Genomic DNA, 18009 nt, shown 5'->3' on the forward strand with positions numbered 1-18009 from the left:
GCTTGGATGGCTCCGACTGACCAACCCCACGAAAACTTCATCTTCCCTGAAGAAGTTCTGCCTCGCGGTAACGCACTGTAATCAGCGCGAAATATCAAAAATTCCAACTTTTTAAAAGGGTAAGATAAAGCAGTTTAGGCTTTACCCTTAATGCTTAAAAAGCTCCCGCCACCAGGCGGGAGCTTTTTGTTTCCAGGATTCGATCGAATTAGCGCCCTAAAAAAAGTTGATTTTGTACAACAAAAACAAACTCTGCCTGCTGCTAGAACAACTCGTGTCTCTATATCTGGTGAAGTCTCCTATCTGGTAAGAAATCGATCGGCCTTTCCCAGCCCCCAGAGTGGCCATGCACCTGATAACCGCACAGCCCGGATTCTGAAGAAAATATGGGCAAATGGCTAAAACTACGATCGCCCGCTTGCTGTAGAGATCGAAGACCTTGCTGCTGCAGTAATTTCCCCCGATATTGCAAAAATCTCAATTTGCATCCCCCACTTCTAATTCCTTGTGTTATTCTAATAATTGTGAATACTAGAACGATACTCAGAACGCAAGTTCTTCTGGTAACGCTGGCAATGGCTAGCGCACAAATCATCACCTTAAATCTTGTATTTAGGTGATGTGCGTTCCAATATAAAGCCATTTAGCTAAACCTGGAGGTGATGCCCATGATAGAAAGTAGTAAACGCATGGGTCATCAGATTGGAAACTACCGGCTGTGCGCCGGGGCCGCTCACTAGCAGTCAGCCGTCGTCTCCAACGGGAAACGACTTCCACGGGGAACCAGGCTGAGCTAGGGATTCTCCCGGCAGTCAGGTTCTAATCTGAAGACCCGCTAGACCGCTCTCACCTCAAATAGTGTTAAATCTTAAGTATTAAAACTTGAGACTAAACGCTATTGGTGAGAGCGGATAGTTTTTGGTCAGGGTTTCTAAACGTTGGCAGTTAATCTGCCATTCCTAATCCCAAAGAAAAAAAAATATGGCTGAGCTAATTAATAATACTGAAATTCAAGATCGCGTCAGTCAATTGTCAGGCTGGACAATTGAAGGTAAACAACTGCGCTCTACCCGTTTATTTAAAGATTTTATCGAAGCGATCGCCTTTGTAAATAAGTTGGTCGCCCCCTCAGAAGCCGCAGGACATCACCCCGACATAGAAATCTCCTACAACAAAGTTACAGTTAACTTAACAACCCACGATGCCGGAGGCTTAACTGAGAAAGACTTTGCGCTAGCCCAAGAGATTTCTGCGCTAGATTAAAAGAGTGCCAGTTGACCCAACAAGAGTCCCCGCTAGAGAAAAGCTCGCAAATAAAAAATCGACTTGGGGTTAAAATCGGGTGTGAAAAAGTCGAGAGGCCCAACGTTCAATGTATAACAGGCTATTCCCCATCATCCGACCATGATCGTATTTGAAAAGCCAGAGTTCAAGAACGAGTCTGCTGCAGCCGAAAAAACCGATCTGATAGAAAAGCTTTTAGATATTGGCGCTGCTCTGTCGAGCGCCCAAGATTTGGGCGACTTGTTAAACTTAATTTTATCCAAAAGTAGGGAAATTACCTACAGCGATGCTGGCAGCGTTTACTTAGTAGATCACAGCGACGATACATCTAAGCTGCTGTTCAAGGTAGCCCAAAATGCTTCTAAACCGAGCCTGTCGTTTAAAGAGTTTGCCCTGCCACTGACAGACAAAAGTTTGGCGGGATACGTGGCAATTACCGGTCAAAGTTTGAACCTATCTGATGCCTACGACTTACCCCCCGGCGTACCCTATCGGCTAGATAGCAGTTTTGACAGGGATATTGATTACCGCACTTGCTCGGTAATGGTACTGCCGATGCAAAACCGACAGGGGGAGACAATAGGTGTACTGCAACTGATCAACCGCAAAACAAAGCCAGATACGGTGCTGACAGCAGACAATGCCTGGGAAGCGACGCAGCAGTATTCGGAGTGGGAAGAAAGGATAGTTCGATCGCTCGCTTCTCAAGCAGCAATCTCGATCGAGCGCAATCAACTCCAAGACAGCATAGAACACTTGTTCGAGGGCTTCGTCAAAGCCTCGGTGCAAGTCATAGAAGCCAGAGACCCCTGTACCTACGGCCATTCAGAACGAGTAGCAGCCCTGACAGTACGCCTGTCAGAAGAAGTAAACACCGTCAGCAGCGGACGACTGCGCTCTATTTACTTTAACAACCGCCAAATTCAAGAACTTCGCTACGCCGCCCTGCTGCACGATTTTGGCAAAATAGGAGTGCCAGAAGCAGTTTTGACCAAACAGAAAAAGCTCTACCCCGCACAGCTAGAAATCATTCGCCACCGCTTTGGCTTAGCTCAACGGACGATGGAAATGGAATGCGTCCAGTCTAAATATAAATACTTGCTGGAGCATTCGACCTACCGAAAACACCCGAGCCAAGAGCCAGAGTGCGCTCAATGCCAGCAAATCGAACAGCTAGACACTAAGCTAGCAGAGGCCAAAACCAGATTAGCAGAATACTGGGAAGTGCTGCTAGAGGCAAACGAGCCTCACATTTTGGCAGCAGAACCCCTAGCTCAACTGCGAGAGATTTCTCGACAAACTTACAGAGATATAGATGGGGCAAAGAAACCCCTGCTGAACTCAGACGAGATCTTGCAATTGATGGTGTCGAGGGGCAACCTGACGCCGGAAGAAAGATCTGAAATAGAATCTCATGTAACTCACACTTACGAGTTTCTCAAACAAATTCCTTGGACAAAGGATTTAAAAAATGTTCCAGACATTGCCTACGGACATCACGAAAAACTCGACGGCACAGGCTATCCGCGAGGTTTAAACAAGTCAGAAATTCCAATTCAAGCACAATTGATGACGATCGCCGATATTTACGACGCCCTGACAGCAGGCGATCGCCCCTACAAGCGAGCTCTGCGAACAGAGGCAGCGATGAAAATTTTGCGGCAAGAAGCAGCTCACAACAAAATCAACGCTGATTTGTTAGAATTGTTCGATCATCGCCAAGTCTTTAGCGTCCTCGGGCACAGCTTGGATGTTAAAGTCGAATCAGCCTAGACGAGTCGGGCGTGCTGTGCTAAAAAGTAAATAGGCAATCGGGTGCTGTCTAGTGTCAGCAGTCAAATCAATCCACAGCCCAAGCCGGGTAGGGTTTTGACGCCGTTGAGTAAAGGTTTAAAAACAGGCTTTATGCAGCCGTCAGTCACATCTATATACTCGGTCAGCCCAAAAGAATCCAAAGAAAAAGTGAATTTTAGGTCTCTTTTTAGAGTATGCTAGTTGAGCAACGACTGACCACATAGAAGACTAGAAAAGTTTCTCTGTAATCGGTGTGAGGATGAGAGTGAATATGTCGAAATTTTTGTGGAGTTACTTACTAATCAGCCCAGCAGTCTTAGGAGCTACCCTAGTAGTTTCTTCGAGCGCGATGGCAGCAGACGCTCAGCAGGCTGCTGATGCGGTCAATCCCGCTGTCGCAAAAGCTGAAACCGCTGAAACCTCCGAAGCGAAACTAAATGCTTTAGCTGCTGTTTCCGAAACAACTGCAGCCTCCGAGCCAGTAGAAGAAATTTCCCAAGTCGCTGGCAGCGAAACCCACGCAGCGATTGAAGATTCGGCCACGGCTGCAACTGAAAGTGCGATCGTCGGAGCAAACACAGCCCCTGCTGAGGCAGAGCCCCAAGCGGCATCACAACCTACAAGTGAATCTTTAGCCGCAGTTGAGCCAACAGTAGCTCAACCAGTAGAAAATTCTGCCCCGGCAGCCCAACTAGAAATTCCAGCCCCGGCAGCTACCGCTCTCCCAGAGCAAATCGGTGCAGTTCAATTAGAAACTCCAGCCCCGGCAGTGGCAGAGTCGGCAGAACAAAGTTTGCCACAACCGGCTGAATCTTTAGCCCAAACTGCCGCACCACAAGAGCAAAACCCAGCCGCCACATTAGAACAGCTCAACGAGTACAGCAGCGAAGGTGCTGCCGGTGGCGAAACTCAAGGTCAAGTGACCTCAGTTTCCCAACTCTCCGACGTGCGGCCCACAGACTGGGCCTTCCAAGCACTGCAATCCCTAGTCGAGCGCTACGGCTGTATTGCCGGTTATCCCGACGGAACTTTCCGCGGCAACCGGGCAATGACTCGCTACGAATTCGCAGCCGGTTTAAATGCTTGCTTAGACAAGGTGAGCGAGCTAATTAGAGGCGGCACGGGCAACTTCGCTACGAGAGATGACTTGGCAGCCCTCCAACGGCTCCAAGAAGAATTTGCAGCGGAACTGGCAACCCTGCGCGGTCGCGTCGATGCTCTGGAAGCTCGGACATCCGAACTCGAAGCCAACCAATTCTCCACCACTACTAAGCTGACTGGGGAAGCTATTTTCGCTCTCAGCGACGACTTTGGTGGTAACGTTGGCTTGTTTGGCACAGACGAAAGAAGAATTGGCAGCGACAACAACGAAGCTGTCTTCCAACAGCGGGTGCGTCTGAATTTAAACACTAGCTTCACCGGCAGAGACTTGCTGCTGACCAGGCTTCAAGTCGGCAACGGTGGCAACTTCAACCTTGGGGCTACAAGCGAAGGCACTCAAACTTGGAACGTAGTCGGCAGAACCGACAACGTTGTTGCCCTCGACACCTTGCTATATAAGTTCCCCGTCGGTCAGCGACTGAACGTTACCCTTGCAGCAAACAATGTTGTGTGGGACGACATTATGCCGACTGTCAACCCTTACTTTGAAGACTTTGACGGTGGCAACGGATCACTGAGTGCCTTTGGACAGCGCAACCCCATCTACCGCTTGGGCGGTGGCGCAGGTATTGGCTTTGACTATGCCTTCGGCGGCAGGGGCTTGCTGGGCGGGGTGTTCGGCCCAACTTCTTTGTCCTTTGGCTATTTGGCGTCAAATGCAGCCAGTCCGGCTAGGGGTGCAGGCTTGACGAACGGCGACTACACGGCGATGGGTCAGTTGACTTTTACCCCCGGACGCAACTTGCAAGTTGCTTTCAACTACAACCACGGTTACTTTAACAGAGGTAACTTTGGGTTTGACAACGGTTTCGGGGCCAGCGTCCCCGGCGGTTTCACGGGTACCGGCGTGGCTAATTCTCTCAACGGTTTGAACGAAGGCTTTGATGGCTTCCGCGCTCGCAAAGTTGTCAGCAACTCCTACGGTGCTCAGGCTTCGTTGCGGCTGAGCCCGAGATTTATCCTTGGTGGCTGGGCAGGTTTAACCAATGCCCGCATTCTCGGCATCGGCGATGCGAAAATCTGGAACTACGCTGTCACCTTGGCTTTGCCTGATTTAGGGAAAGAAGGCAACTTGCTAGGGTTCGTGGTAGGTCGTGAGCCTTACTTGGATAAACTTGAAGCTGCAAGCAGTTTGCGGAGCTTCCGCAACGATGATTCCTATCACGTTGAAGGGTTCTACAAGTTTCAGCTCTCGGACAACATTTCTGTTACTCCGGGCGTGATTTGGGTGACAAATCCTAATCAAGATGACCGTAATGATGACATCATCATTGGTACTCTGAGAACTACTTTCACGTTCTAAGAGCGGGTTAGAGGAGGCAGGGAGGTTATAACCTCTCTGCTGGCCACTCTAAAGGCCAAGTTTAGCCCTGCCTAGCGCAGGGCTTTTTTGTTGGCGGGAGGAAGGGGGCGCCAAGAATATATTAAAAATTAAAAATTATCAGTCAGAGAGGCAGACAACCAGGTTTCTTGAGGTAAGGCTGTGGTGGAAGGGGAGGAAGTCGAAACGAGAAACTGGGTTTGTTGGGTTCAGATTGCCGATCGTTCCAACGATGAAGTGATGAAAGTCGATTAAGTTCAGTGGAAAACCGGGGTATAATAAAAGGTAAAGTTAGGAGTTAGAATTGGGAACTCAACATTGAGGAGAATTTTAACATCTGACTTCGGAGTTGATAATTCTGGTATTGGAAGCAATTATGGTAGAACTCTCCTGTAAAAGCGAATACGCAATCTTAGCTTTGCTGGAGCTTGCCGATTGCTACGAAGAAGGCGAGCCTCTGCAAATTCGCCAGATAGCGGCTCAGCAAAATATTCCAGATCGATATTTAGAGCAGTTGTTGGCTACCATGAGACGCTGCGGGCTGATTCGCAGCCAGCGAGGAGCTAAGGGAGGTTATATCTTGGCGAGGGAACCGTGGAAAATTACCCTCCTAGAAATTATCAACTGTCTCGAAGGCTCAGAGTTCGATCGCTCTGAAAAAGACTCGCCTGCTCAAACTGTAGAAAGTGCGGTGATTTGGGAAGTTTGGCAAGAAGCTCGATCGATTGCCAACTCAGTTTTGCAAAAATATACGCTACAGGATCTGTGCGAAAAGCGCAATGGCAGACGGCAGCTCGATATCATGTATTACATCTAGTTAAAATATTGCCAACTAGGAATTAACATTTACTTTCAACCACAAACTGACAAAGATTATGCGTATTGCTGGCGACATTACAGAATTGGTAGGGCGGACGCCCTTGGTGCAACTCAACCGCATTCCCCAAGCTGAAGGCTGCGTGGCTCGGATTGTGGTAAAACTCGAAGGCATGAATCCGGCAGCATCGGTGAAAGACCGCATCGGTGTCAATATGGTCAATCAAGCAGAGGCCGAAGGGCTGATTAGTCCAGGCAAAACGGTTTTAGTGGAACCGACTTCTGGCAATACCGGAATTGCTCTGGCAATGGTGGCAGCGGCTAAGGGCTACCAGTTGATTTTGACCATGCCGGATACGATGAGCACGGAACGCCGATCGATGCTGCGAGCTTACGGGGCCCAACTAGAACTGACTCCCGGAATTGAGGGCATGAGTGGCTGCATCCGCCGCGCTCAAGAGATTGTGGACAAAACTCCCAATGCCTATATGTTGCAGCAGTTTCGGAATCCAGCAAACCCGCAGGTTCACCGTTCGACAACGGCTGAGGAAATTTGGGAAGATACAGACGGCGAAGTGGATTTCCTGATTTCTGGGGTTGGGACTGGCGGTACGATTACGGGTATCTCGGAGGTGATTAAGTCCCGGAAACCCGAGTTTAAGGCGATCGCAGTTGAGCCGGCTAACAGTCAGGTACTTTCCGGCGGAAAGCCTGGGCCTCACAAAATTCAAGGTATCGGTGCTGGTTTTGTACCGCCGGTGCTGAATGTGGATTCGATCGACGAAATTATAGTTGTTACGGATGACGAGGCGATCGCCTACGGCCGTCGCTTAGCCAGAGAAGAAGGACTTTTGTCGGGTATTTCCAGCGGTGCGGCACTATGTGCGGCGGTGAAAGTCGGCAAGCGTCCCGAAAATGCAGGGAAATTGATTGTGATGATTCAGCCTAGCTTCGGCGAACGCTATCTGAGCACTCCCTTGTTCCAAGATCCAGAACTCAATCTGGCGATGGCCCTCAACTAGGCTAGCCTCCGGCCCAAGTCGCAGAAACACAGGGCAGGGCGTAGACTGTACGCTCTGCTTGGCTTTTTAGTAGATGAAAGAATGGCGATAGATTGTAGCTTTCTCGATCGCGATCGATATCGTTTCCGGTTGCATCGGAATGATTTAACCGCAGAGGGCGCAGAGAACGCAGAGGGAGAGAATACAGAGATGAATACAGGACGATGCTACCGGATTTGATATGATGCCGATTTTCTGAAGGCGCTTTTTTTTGAACCGCTTTCGGCGTGTTAGCGAAGCGGGCGCTGACCGCTTTTGTGGCGAAGGAAGAGAAAAGAAAAGAAGGAGCTAACTGTTGGCGGGAGCAGCGCTATATGAGTTCCCAAGGTCGATCGGCTTACCACTTCCAAAGCCTCAATGTTTTTCTAAAATAGATTTATGATAAGTTGAAAACTGAGTTTTTTTACTGACAATCTTTGACATTTATATCAGATAAATACTTAAAAACTTAGCAAAAAATGATATTTTTGTCAAGCACTTTTTCACAGATTATCCAGATTTCAAGGAAATAACAGCGTGTCTTCCGTTATCAATCACTACAAAACCCTAAAGATTAGCCCAAGCGCAACACAAGCCGAGATTAAACAAGCATACCGCCGTTTAGTCAAATTATTTCATCCAGACAGTCGCAGCGACACAGCGGGTCACGAAGAGATTGTCCGCCTCAATGCAGCCTATGAAATATTAGGAGACCCCCAGCACAGACAATCTTACGATCGCCAATTTTCCGAGCAAACCGAACAGCAATCACCAGCCGCACCAAACGTCAGCCGCCAGCAAACACAAACAGCAAGGGACGCGGATGAACTAATGGAACAGTGGCTGATTAAAGTATACAAACCCGTCAATAGAATGCTCAACAGTATCTTGAAGCCGCTTAAAAAAGAAATAGACGAATTGTCCGCAGATCCATTTGATGACGAACTGATAGAAAAGTTTCAACTTTATATCGAAACCAGCCGCGAGTTCCTCAAAAAAGCTCATAACTTTCTTACATCAATGCCTAATCCATCTAATGTAGCCGGAGTTGCCGCTCATCTCTACTACTCTATCAATCAAGTCGGAGACGGCATAGAAGAATTGTATTTATTTACCCTCAATTATGACGATCGCCACTTGCACACCGGTCAAGAACTGTTTAGAATTGCCGCTAGACTGCGGCGGGAAGCGCAGGAGGAATTAAAAATTAAAGTTTAATAAAAGCAGATTGTTCCCTCTTCCCTCTTCCTTCTTCCTTCTATCCTTTACATCCGTTACATCCGTTACAAAATCCGTTGCCGAACTTCCCTCTTCCTTCTTCCTTCTATCCTTTACATCCCGTACATTGCTCGTTGCCGAACTTCCCTCTTTCAAATTCCAAAAAGAACTTGAATGCGCTTGCGAATTTTAATAAAAGGAGTTTGTCCCAGAGAGTCGCCATCCAACAATCCCAAGTCTCTCAAAGCTTGCTGGCGTTCCGACAATTTTTGAGCAATCTGATCGGCTAAATTGGGTTGTTCTCTTAAAAGTTTTTGCAAATCGTGACGTTCCACCACAAACAAAATTGCATCTTCGCTAGTTTTAACAGTCGCCGTTCTCGGAGTACCCAACAGCAAAGATATTTCCCCAAAAAACTCGCCCTCATGAAGCGTAGCAATATACTGATCGGCTTTTTGAGAAAGAACTTCTACAGTACCCGAAAGAATAATATAAAAAGAATCGCCTGGGTCATTTTCTTTACATACCACCTGTCCCGCTGGAAACAGTTGTCGGTAGCCATATTCAATTAACTGCCGCAGTTCTAAATCCGTACACTGTTCAAAATAAGTTACTCGCCGCAACAAATCTCGCAGCGTCCAATTATTAGGGGATTTAGGTACGGGATTTTTAGGTTCAGAAAGGGTGGAATTAGATTTTAAATCTGCTGAATGTTTGGTATTCTGCGGAAAAACTTTGCCGTTGGAATTCTCGTCTTTGTTATTGTGAAAAAAATGAGTTAACTCTTGCGGATTTCGCAGCCACAAATCCCGCTGTGGAAAAGGGATTTCGATATTTCGGTGGCGAAACTCGTAATCTATTAAAAAATTTACTGCACTTTTAATAGCATCGCTTTCCTGTGGCTGGTCAATCCAAACTAAAAGTTCAAAATTTAAAGCGTTATCTCCAAAACCGCGAAACCATACTTTAGGAGAAGGATGGGACAAGACATTCGATTCCATCCGCGCCGCAATTAATAGTGCTTCCGTAACTATTACTGGGTCAGATCCGTAAGCAACACCGACGGGGATGTGGAGGCGACATCTGGGGTCTCTGTAACTCCAGTTAATAATGTTAGTTTCGACAAACTTAATATTTGGTACGATCACAAATAGTCCGTCAATTGTTTTAATAATTGTGGAACGGATCGAAATTGTTTCGACTGTTCCTAATAAATTGTCTATTTCAATAAAGTCTCCGACTCTAATTTGGTGTTCAAATAGCAGGGTGAGACCGCTGATAAAGTTGCTGGCTAGATTTTGCAAGCCGAAGCCGAAACCAATGCCGACAACCCCAGCTAAAACGGTGAGAGACGTGAGGTTGAGGCCGGCACTTTGCAGGACAAATATACAGCCAAGAGTTGCTAAAATATAGCTAATGATGGTGGAAATTGCTTCTCGACTGCCACGATCCAATCCCATCCGAACTAGCAAACTGCGCTTGATTCCTTCACTGATAATCTTAGCTATAATCAAGGCAAATATAGCTAAGATTATGAGTTTGACGATCGCACTGATGGACAGATGAGTGTCCCCGATATAGAATAGCGGGGTTGTCATCGCACCCCAGAAATGTTCAAAAAAGCGATCGGCTCGTGCAGTAATCGAATTCATTAATATTTGGTAATGGGTAAATGGTGATTAGTTTTTAGCGCAACTGAACCGCAAACTGCTAACTATTGCAGAGCTTAGGGGAAAAACTCGAACTGTGGAGTGTCCTGTGTGGCAAAAAAGGTCTATTCCCTACCCTTCGGGAACGCTTCGCCAAGGGGATAGATACGCACGCGCGTACTTTCTCAAAGACTCGTAACTGATGGGTTAGTAACAGATGGCGAGAAACTGTTTTGTAGCGGTATTTTCGGCCGGATATCTGTGTTGTGGCGTAAAATGGGATCTGTGGCTCGATCGATCGCCGACTTGTTGCCAATATTGGGAAAATTGGTAGAAATTCATTTACAGCACCCTCTAATAATCGAAAAATTCCAGCAAAAATTAGTTTATCCTTAAGAAGCGAGTCCTTTACAGAACTTAACAAGCTTACCCTACTTGACTTTTATGCAGTGCATCATCAATCGTCGGGCACAGTTTTCGGCGAGTCACCGGTACTGGCTGCCGGAGTTAAGCGAAGCCGAGAACTTTGAGCGGTTTGGCCCAACTGCCCGCGCACCGGGACACGGACACAATTACGTTCTTTACGTTTCCATGATAGGCGAACTCGACGAGTACGGCATGGTGCTCAACCTGTCTGATGTCAAGCACGTCATCAAGCGGGAAGTTATCAAGGATCTCGATTTTTCCTTTCTCAACGAAGCGTGGCCGGAATTTGAGCAGACTCTGCCAACTACCGAAAACATAGCACGGCAAATTTGGCTGCGCCTAGCCCCTCATTTGCCTGTGACCAAAATTCAATTGTTTGAACATCCCGAACTTTGGGCTGAATATTTAGGAAACGGAATGGAAGCTTATCTAACTTTGTCCACTCATTTTAGCGCGGCCCATCGGTTGGCTCGTCCCGATTTGAGCTTTGAAGAAAACTCGGAAATTTACGGCAAATGTGCTCGTCCCAACGGTCACGGTCACAATTATCATTTAGAGGTGACTGTTAAAGGGGAAATGGATGCGCGGACTGGCATGATTGCTGATTTGGGAGCTTTGCAAAAAGCCGTTGATGATTATGTTGTTGAACCGTTCGATCACACTTTTTTAAATAAGGATATTGCTTATTTTGAGAAGGTTGTGCCTACTGCGGAGAATATAGCTGTTCGGATCGGGCAATTATTGCGATCGCCCGTTCGGGAATTGGGCGCCGAGTTGCACAAGATTAAACTGATTGAAAGTCCGAATAATAGCTGTGAAATTTACGGTGCTGATTTAGAGGAAGTGGCGGCACAAAGTCAGCAGCCGGAAGCGATTTTAGCTAAGGTTTAGATTTAAAAATCGCATCGTTTGGGGCGGGTTCACCCGGATCTTTGGCTAATTGTGCAGATTGGTGAAGCCCGCCCTACCAGCCTAATGATGATTCCGAGAGTTTTTCAACCGGATTAGGCGCGAGAATATATTTTTGGACAAAAGTTCCACAGCCAGAATTATTGGCACTTTTCCTGAAAAGTCAGGCTGCGCGCGTATTTTGGAGATAGTAAGTCAGCATTCCTCTAGTCAGCTATTCTAACTGCTGAGAGTATGAGGTCGATCGCCCGATCGCTGACAACCCAGCACCAATTTCTCCTAAATGTAAATGAGTTGACGTTTATGCGCGTCTCTAATCTAGCTCTCTTGACTCTGGCTGCCCTCGCATCCCACAATTTAACTGCTAATACTAGCGCCAATCCTGCTGCACATCCTATTTCTCCTGAGACACCGCAGGCTAGCAACTTTGTTGATGCGGTAAATAATACTGAATCGCGTCCGGCTGAGTCAATTAGCGAGCCCGAGACGATCGCCCACGAACAATTTTCCCCAAATATTACTGTATCCCGTCGGGCTGAGTCAATTAGCGAGCCTGAGACGATCGCTCACGAACAATTTTCCCCGCGAATTGCTGTAAAATCGCCGACAGGTTTGCTCGTAGCTGCCGCTCAACCGGATGTATCTGCTAGTGCAAAAACCAAGGCGAATCCTCCGGCTGCATCCGGCGATGAACTAACAAAATCTTTACAAGAAACCTGGCTAGCTAAATTAATCGAAACCGGGGCTGAAAGCAATCCTCAAGTTCGCGAGGTTTTCGCTTTTATCTCCCCGTCTAGTGGTAGTTCTGAATCTGAATCTGGATATGGTTTTAATACTACCATAACTCTGCTCAATATTTTACTAATTCTTGGTACTGTATTTCCACCGGTGACAATTGCATTTTTTTGGATGATGCGACGGCTGATAATCAAACAGTTGGTGGCTGATGCCAATAAACGATTGCAGGGTATTGGTGTATTGGAATCAGAACTCATAAATTCTAGCCAATTGAATCAAAAGTTGAGGGATGAATTAGCCGCGCAAATGGGTGCAGCTAAACAATCCCTTGATTTTTTAACTAGAGAAACTGAACTTTCCAAATCTTCCGTGGAGCAAATTGAGACTCTCAAATCTCAATTTATTATGCACCTGCAAGTTTTGCTGAGAGAAGTTGACGATAAAAAATCTCAAATTGTTCAAGAAATTGCCCAAGTTCCCGCAGTTGTTGCCAAAGAAGCTCTCAAAGTCGCACATCAACCGGCTTTAAACAATTCCCAAAATTCGCAAACAGCGCCGGCTAGCAATGAAAATTTGATTGCTGACGATTATATCAAGCAAGCCGAAGGGCTTTATTTTCAAGGCAATTATGATGAAGCATTAGTCTGTTTGGAAAAAGCTGTTTTAGCGAATAATTTTTTGCATGAGGCTTGGTATTGGCGCGGAAATGTGTTAATAAAATTGCAGCGCCCGGAAGAAGCACTCGCCTGTTACGACCAATCAATATCTATTAAACCGGATAACTACGAAGCATGGTATAATAAAGCGCATTTGCTAGCAAAATTGCAGAAGTACGAAGAGGCGATCGCCTGTTACGAGCGAGCAAGTTTGAGCGAATCCAGAAAATACGCTTGTTGGCACAGCATAGGGGCTTTGTTGGGTCAATTGCAGCATTACGAAGAAGCGATCGCCAGTTACGATCGCGCCCTGGCTATCAAAGCAACCGACAGCGAAATTTGGCACAACCGAGGCGCGATGCTGGCCAAAGTACAGCAGTACGCAGCCGCAGTTGATTCTTACGATCGCGCTCTTGAACTCAATCCCAACAGATACGAAACTTGGTACAATCGAGGCAATATGCTGTGGAGACTACTCCGCTACAGCGATGCTATTGATTCTTACGATCGGGCGATCGGCATCCGGCCAGACAAATACGAAGTTTGGTACAATAGAGCGGCTGTGCTCGGAAAATTGCAACGATATCAAGAATCGATCGAATCCTACGACAAAGCAATCGCCCTTAAACCGCAGGATTTTGAAGTGTGGCACAACCGAGGCGTAGCTTTCGAGAAACTGTCGCAGCACGAAGCAGCAATTGCCTCTTACGAATCAGCAATTACCCTTAATTCCGAGTGCTACGAAGCTTGGTTTGGCAAAGGCGAATCTTTGGCAAAATTGCAGCGCCCTGAAGAAGCGATCGCAGCTTATGAGAAAGCGATTGCTATTAAGCCAGACTCCTACGATGCTTGGCATCACTTGGGCACAGCTTTGTCAGCATTAAAGCGCTATGAGGAAGCAATGGCAGCTTACGATCGAGCTATTGCCATCAAACCTGACAATGCGGAAGCTTGGCGCGATCGAGGCGCAATTGTATCGGAATTAAAACAGGATACACACGGAAATGAATCGGGTGAAAAAGAGACTTAAATAGTCCTGGATGCACGGGTGGTCAGAAACCGGGTTTTTTGCGAAAATACTGCATCCCGACCTTTAAAACTGGTAAAAACCCGGTTTCTTTGGTATTTATGCGTCCACGACTATTAAATTCAGTCCCAATCCGGTTGTTCAAAATTTATAGGTGCATCCCTCCCGTTGTTGACGAGTATTTAACGAGACTTGATAGCGGGCATTTAAATGCTTTTTGTCTAAGGATTGTCATCTAAATTTTTCGTTTTTTTTCCGCTGCGTTTGGGGCGGTTTTTTTTTATGGTAAATTTAGGTAAGCTGCAAACAAGGAGAATAGTTATATGTCTGTTCAGCTTCAAAAACGGTTATTTACAGTAAAAGAATATCATTTGATGACTGAGGCTGGTATTCTCTCGGAGGGCGATCGGGTGGAATTGATTGAAGGAGAGATTGTTAAAATGGCTGCAATTGGTACTCGTCATGCAAGTTGTGTTAAGCGTCTCACCAGGCGCTTCAGCCTCATTCCAGAAGATCGGGCCACTCTGGGTGTCCAAGACCCTATCCAGTTGACTGAGCGCACTGAACCTCAACCGGATGTTGTATTGTTGCAACCTCGCGCTGATTACTACGCCACAGCCCATCCAGTACCGTCTGAAGTTTTGCTGTTAGTTGAGGTTTCAGATAGTACGGTTGATTATGACAGAGATGTGAAAGTATCGATTTACGCGCGATCGCTCATTCAAGAAGTTTGGCTAGTAGATTTAGTTGAAAATTGTTTGGAAGTTTACCGTCAGCCCGGCCCGAACGGTTATAGTTTAATGCTCAAGTTTTGGCGCGGTCAACAAGTTGCGCCGCTGGCTTTTCCCGATTTAGAAGTGAGCGTTGATTTTATATTGGGTTAGGGCGATCGCGCCACTCGCAAACATACTGCTATCTTGCCTTACAATATATTTAACAGCCCAAATCAGCGCAAGTTCTATTAGGTGGGCAATCAACTGCTGTCTTGCACTTATAGAGAATTTGTGGCTCATTTATAGCGAGAGGTTAGAGCTGAAACACAGGAATCTATAATCATAATTAACGCTACTTTTCTGCAACACTTACTATTCCAAATCTCCTAAATAATTGGACGCAAATTTTAACCTATCCCTAACATTATCGGCGCTAGTAAGATTACGTATTTTTTGAGCGACTCCACTGAAATTCTCATCTTCTATAAGTGATTTATAGCGTTCTCCCAGTTGTTCAAGATTATTAATTTTGCCTTGTTCTAACCTGCGGGCAATAACGACCATTACAGCTTCAAAGTAAGTAGGTATCAATATTTTTTGAGGTTTAAAAGCTTTGTTACCAAGACCTTTATGGATCGCTTCAATCGTTGGGATAAATGCGTTTATTATTTGTTCTTCCGATTGGCGGGCAAGGTGTCTATTTTGCCTCATGTATTGATTTAGAAATTCTTTTAGAGAAGGCTTATAATCGTTGCCCTCGAAGTAAAAAGCCAGGAATCGCAAAATAAGTTCTCGATCTTTCCCGTTTTTATCTGGGAGACCAAATATGTCACGCCACGCTGGGTTTTGATTGAGTTGCCCTAGCAAATTATTGAGTTCGCCGTGATAGATGCAAGCACGAATTTCCTGCGGTTTAAGGATAGTACCTCCGGTATTTAGCCTTTCAAAGATATAATAAATACTACTGTCCTCGCCTTGAGAAAGTGGCTCGACAATTGTAGCGGATACAAGCGAGTCATCTAATTGGCGTCTGTATGGGTCTTTCAGTGATTTATATGTCTCTCTCTCAAATTCTGTATGAACCCCTTTCAGAGCAAACGACTGCCGACTGTTAGGAAACTTGCCTTTGTAGAAATATAAAAGGCTACGTAATCTTTGCTGACCATCAATCACCAGCAGTTTTTTTGTATCTCGCTCTCTTGCTAGAAAGATGCCGGGAACTGGAAGACCAAGCAAGAGTGATTCTATAAAACGCGATGCTTGTTTTGGTTTCCAGACATAAGCACGCTGGAAGTCTGGAATAAATACGTCTTCGCTTTCCAGGCGTCTAACTAGACCCTCTACATCAAAATCTCTTCGATCAACTGCTAGGGAGAATCTGGAGGGAATAATGTCCTCCTCATCTTCCGCGCTATCATCTTCCCCGCTATCCTGAATATCGTTTTCCTGTTCCTCATCCCCTAGATCGTTGGGGGAAGATGGCTCACTGTTTGACTCAAATGTATTCATCTTGTAGCTTCCTTTCTGCCTGAGTTATTAGATATTATAGACCGATCGCTCCCCTCATCTATCTCTCAATATTAAGATTTCCTTAGTTGCTGCCGTGGCGCACAGAAATCGGTGATACAATCAACAGCTTAGCTAGGGGTGCCCGAATATCAGGGCTGAGAAAACACCCTTAGAACCTGAGTCTGGGTAATACCAGCGGAGGGAAGCTGTTTATCAAGGAAATTAAATATGCGTACCGAATGGATCGCTAAGCGTCAGGGGCACACCAATGTATCTCAAATGCACTACGCCCGCCAAGGTGTAATTACTGAGGAAATGCACTTTGTGGCTAAGCGAGAGAATCTCCCGCCAGAACTGATCCGCGCGGAAGTAGCGCGGGGACGGATGATTATTCCCGCTAATATCAATCACCCGAATTTGGAACCGATGGCGATCGGCATTGCCTCCAAGTGCAAAGTCAATGCTAATATCGGTGCATCTCCCAACTCTTCCAATATGGAAGAAGAAGTTGACAAGCTTAAATTAGCAGTGAAATACGGCGCTGATACCGTGATGGACTTGTCCACCGGCGGCGGGAATTTGGATGAAATTCGCACCACGATTATCAAAGCTTCACCAGTGCCGATCGGTACTGTACCAATTTACCAAGCACTAGAAAGCGTTCATGGTAATATGGAAAGTCTGACGCCAAATGACTTTCTTCACATCATTGACAAACACGCTCAACAAGGTGTTGATTACCAAACAATTCACGCCGGAATTTTGATTGAGCATTTGCCCTTGGTAAAAAATCGGTTGACTGGGATTGTCTCTCGTGGCGGCGGCATTTTGGCGCGGTGGATGCTGCATCACCACAAACAAAATCCCCTCTACACTCACTTTAACGACATCATTGAAATCTTCAAAAAATACGATGTTTCGTTTAGTTTGGGAGATTCTCTGCGCCCAGGTTGCACTCACGATGCGTCGGATGAAGCTCAATTAGCTGAACTCAAAACTTTGGGACAATTAACTCGCAAAGCTTGGGAACATGACGTGCAGGTAATGGTGGAAGGCCCGGGCCACGTTCCGATGGATCAAATTGAGTTTAATGTCAAGAAACAAATGGAGGAATGTTCCGAAGCACCATTCTATGTTTTGGGGCCGTTGGTAACAGATATTGCGCCTGGATACGACCACATTACCTCAGCAATTGGGGCGGCGATGGCTGGTTGGTACGGTACTGCAATGCTGTGTTACGTGACGCCGAAGGAACACTTAGGATTGCCGAATGCTGAGGATGTCCGAAACGGGCTGATTGCTTACAAAATCGCGGCTCACGCTGCAGATATTGCACGGGGCCGTCCGGGTGCGCGCGATCGCGATGATGAACTCTCGAAAGCGCGTTACAATTTCGATTGGAACCGTCAATTTGAGCTGTCATTAGATCCAGAACGGGCAAAGGAATATCACGACGAAACTTTGCCGGCTGATATCTACAAAACTGCTGAATTCTGTTCGATGTGCGGGCCTAAGTTCTGTCCGATGCAGACTAAGGTTGATGCGGATGCTTTGACAGAATTAGAGAAGTTTTTGGCTAAGGAACCTGTAGCCCAAAGCTAATTGGATTAATTCGTAGGGTGCGTTAACGCCGTGTAACGCACCGCCAGCCTCATGCACCATTTTAGCTAGTTGACACTCCCCTGCCTGAAGGCGAGGGGATTCTTGGTTCTGCGACATACCTTAAAACTATCTATCCTTGCGGCAGT

At 46.4% G+C, this 18009-nt stretch carries 13 protein-coding genes and 1 riboswitch; of the genes, 10 read left to right on the forward strand and 3 right to left on the reverse strand.

What is annotated here, in order from left to right; translation table 11 throughout:
- The first annotated feature begins 981 nt into the window (after positions 1-981).
- From QT973_RS25795 to QT973_RS25820, 6 genes are all read left to right on the forward strand, one after another.
- Entirely contained in the window at positions 982-1263 is a 282-nt protein-coding gene (locus QT973_RS25795; RefSeq protein WP_333055205.1) for a 4a-hydroxytetrahydrobiopterin dehydratase, read from the forward strand.
- A gap of 141 nt (positions 1264-1404) precedes the next feature.
- Positions 1405-3057: an HD domain-containing phosphohydrolase gene (locus tag QT973_RS25800; protein WP_333392494.1), complete on the forward strand. Its 1653-nt coding sequence runs from the start codon at positions 1405-1407 to the stop codon at positions 3055-3057.
- Positions 3058-3349: 292 nt separating this feature from the next.
- Positions 3350-5542 (forward strand): iron uptake porin, encoded by a 2193-nt coding sequence (locus QT973_RS25805; protein ID WP_333264967.1) that lies wholly within the window; start codon positions 3350-3352, stop codon positions 5540-5542.
- Positions 5543-5936: 394 nt separating this feature from the next.
- A complete protein-coding gene (locus tag QT973_RS25810; protein WP_242716025.1) occupies positions 5937-6377 on the forward strand; it encodes an Rrf2 family transcriptional regulator in 441 nt (146 codons plus the stop codon).
- A 58-nt stretch (positions 6378-6435) separates the two neighbouring features.
- Positions 6436-7398: a cysteine synthase A gene (cysK, locus tag QT973_RS25815; protein ID WP_333211585.1), complete on the forward strand. Its 963-nt coding sequence runs from the start codon at positions 6436-6438 to the stop codon at positions 7396-7398.
- A 555-nt stretch (positions 7399-7953) separates the two neighbouring features.
- Positions 7954-8634, forward strand: a complete 681-nt coding sequence (locus tag QT973_RS25820) for a J domain-containing protein (protein ID WP_333055200.1) — start codon at positions 7954-7956, stop codon at positions 8632-8634.
- A 152-nt stretch (positions 8635-8786) separates the two neighbouring features.
- Here the strand turns inward: QT973_RS25820 and QT973_RS25825 are convergent, their stop codons facing one another.
- Complete coding sequence (locus tag QT973_RS25825; protein ID WP_333055199.1) at positions 8787-10286, reverse strand: cyclic nucleotide-binding domain-containing protein; 1500 nt, start codon at positions 10284-10286, stop codon at positions 8787-8789.
- A 204-nt stretch (positions 10287-10490) separates the two neighbouring features.
- Positions 10491-10625, reverse strand: a complete 135-nt coding sequence (locus QT973_RS25830) for a hypothetical protein (protein ID WP_333211587.1) — start codon at positions 10623-10625, stop codon at positions 10491-10493.
- Between the two features lie 102 nt (positions 10626-10727).
- Between QT973_RS25830 and QT973_RS25835 the strand changes: the two genes are divergently transcribed.
- From QT973_RS25835 to QT973_RS25845, 3 genes are all read left to right on the forward strand, one after another.
- A complete protein-coding gene (locus QT973_RS25835) occupies positions 10728-11600 on the forward strand; it encodes a 6-carboxytetrahydropterin synthase (protein ID WP_333055196.1) in 873 nt (290 codons plus the stop codon).
- 252 nt (positions 11601-11852) lie between these two features.
- Positions 11853-14042, forward strand: coding sequence for a tetratricopeptide repeat protein (locus QT973_RS25840; protein WP_333392496.1), 2190 nt, complete (start codon positions 11853-11855; stop codon positions 14040-14042).
- Between the two features lie 320 nt (positions 14043-14362).
- Positions 14363-14923: a Uma2 family endonuclease gene (locus QT973_RS25845; protein ID WP_333392498.1), complete on the forward strand. Its 561-nt coding sequence runs from the start codon at positions 14363-14365 to the stop codon at positions 14921-14923.
- Positions 14924-15124: 201 nt separating this feature from the next.
- On the opposite strand, the gene QT973_RS25850 is transcribed toward QT973_RS25845, so the two are convergent.
- A complete protein-coding gene (locus QT973_RS25850) occupies positions 15125-16261 on the reverse strand; it encodes a DUF262 domain-containing protein (RefSeq protein ID WP_333055193.1) in 1137 nt (378 codons plus the stop codon).
- Between the two features lie 124 nt (positions 16262-16385).
- Positions 16386-16482, forward strand: a riboswitch (TPP riboswitch).
- Between the two features lie 7 nt (positions 16483-16489).
- Here QT973_RS25850 and thiC point away from each other — a divergent pair.
- Positions 16490-17863, forward strand: a complete 1374-nt coding sequence (gene thiC, locus QT973_RS25855) for a phosphomethylpyrimidine synthase ThiC (RefSeq protein WP_333055192.1) — start codon at positions 16490-16492, stop codon at positions 17861-17863.
- The last annotated feature ends 146 nt before the right edge of the window (positions 17864-18009 follow it).

The organism is Microcoleus sp. Z1_A1 (assembly GCF_036700305.1).
Lineage (GTDB): Bacteria > Cyanobacteriota > Cyanobacteriia > Cyanobacteriales > Microcoleaceae > Microcoleus.

Bases quoted from the DNA above. Each gene is read 5' to 3' on its own strand.
- QT973_RS25795 (WP_333055205.1), top strand. From the start codon at position 982: ATGGCTGAGCTAATTAATAATACTGAAATTCAAGATCGCGTCAGTCAA.
- QT973_RS25800 (WP_333392494.1), top strand. From the start codon at position 1,405: ATGATCGTATTTGAAAAGCCAGAGTTCAAGAACGAGTCTGCTGCAGCC.
- QT973_RS25805 (WP_333264967.1), top strand. From the start codon at position 3,350: ATGTCGAAATTTTTGTGGAGTTACTTACTAATCAGCCCAGCAGTCTTA.
- QT973_RS25810 (WP_242716025.1), top strand. From the start codon at position 5,937: ATGGTAGAACTCTCCTGTAAAAGCGAATACGCAATCTTAGCTTTGCTG.
- cysK (WP_333211585.1), top strand. From the start codon at position 6,436: ATGCGTATTGCTGGCGACATTACAGAATTGGTAGGGCGGACGCCCTTG.
- QT973_RS25825 (WP_333055199.1), bottom strand. From the start codon at position 10,286: ATGAATTCGATTACTGCACGAGCCGATCGCTTTTTTGAACATTTCTGG.
- QT973_RS25830 (WP_333211587.1), bottom strand. From the start codon at position 10,625: ATGAATTTCTACCAATTTTCCCAATATTGGCAACAAGTCGGCGATCGA.
- QT973_RS25835 (WP_333055196.1), top strand. From the start codon at position 10,728: ATGCAGTGCATCATCAATCGTCGGGCACAGTTTTCGGCGAGTCACCGG.
- QT973_RS25840 (WP_333392496.1), top strand. From the start codon at position 11,853: ATGAGGTCGATCGCCCGATCGCTGACAACCCAGCACCAATTTCTCCTA.
- QT973_RS25845 (WP_333392498.1), top strand. From the start codon at position 14,363: ATGTCTGTTCAGCTTCAAAAACGGTTATTTACAGTAAAAGAATATCAT.
- QT973_RS25850 (WP_333055193.1), bottom strand. From the start codon at position 16,261: ATGAATACATTTGAGTCAAACAGTGAGCCATCTTCCCCCAACGATCTA.
- thiC (WP_333055192.1), top strand. From the start codon at position 16,490: ATGCGTACCGAATGGATCGCTAAGCGTCAGGGGCACACCAATGTATCT.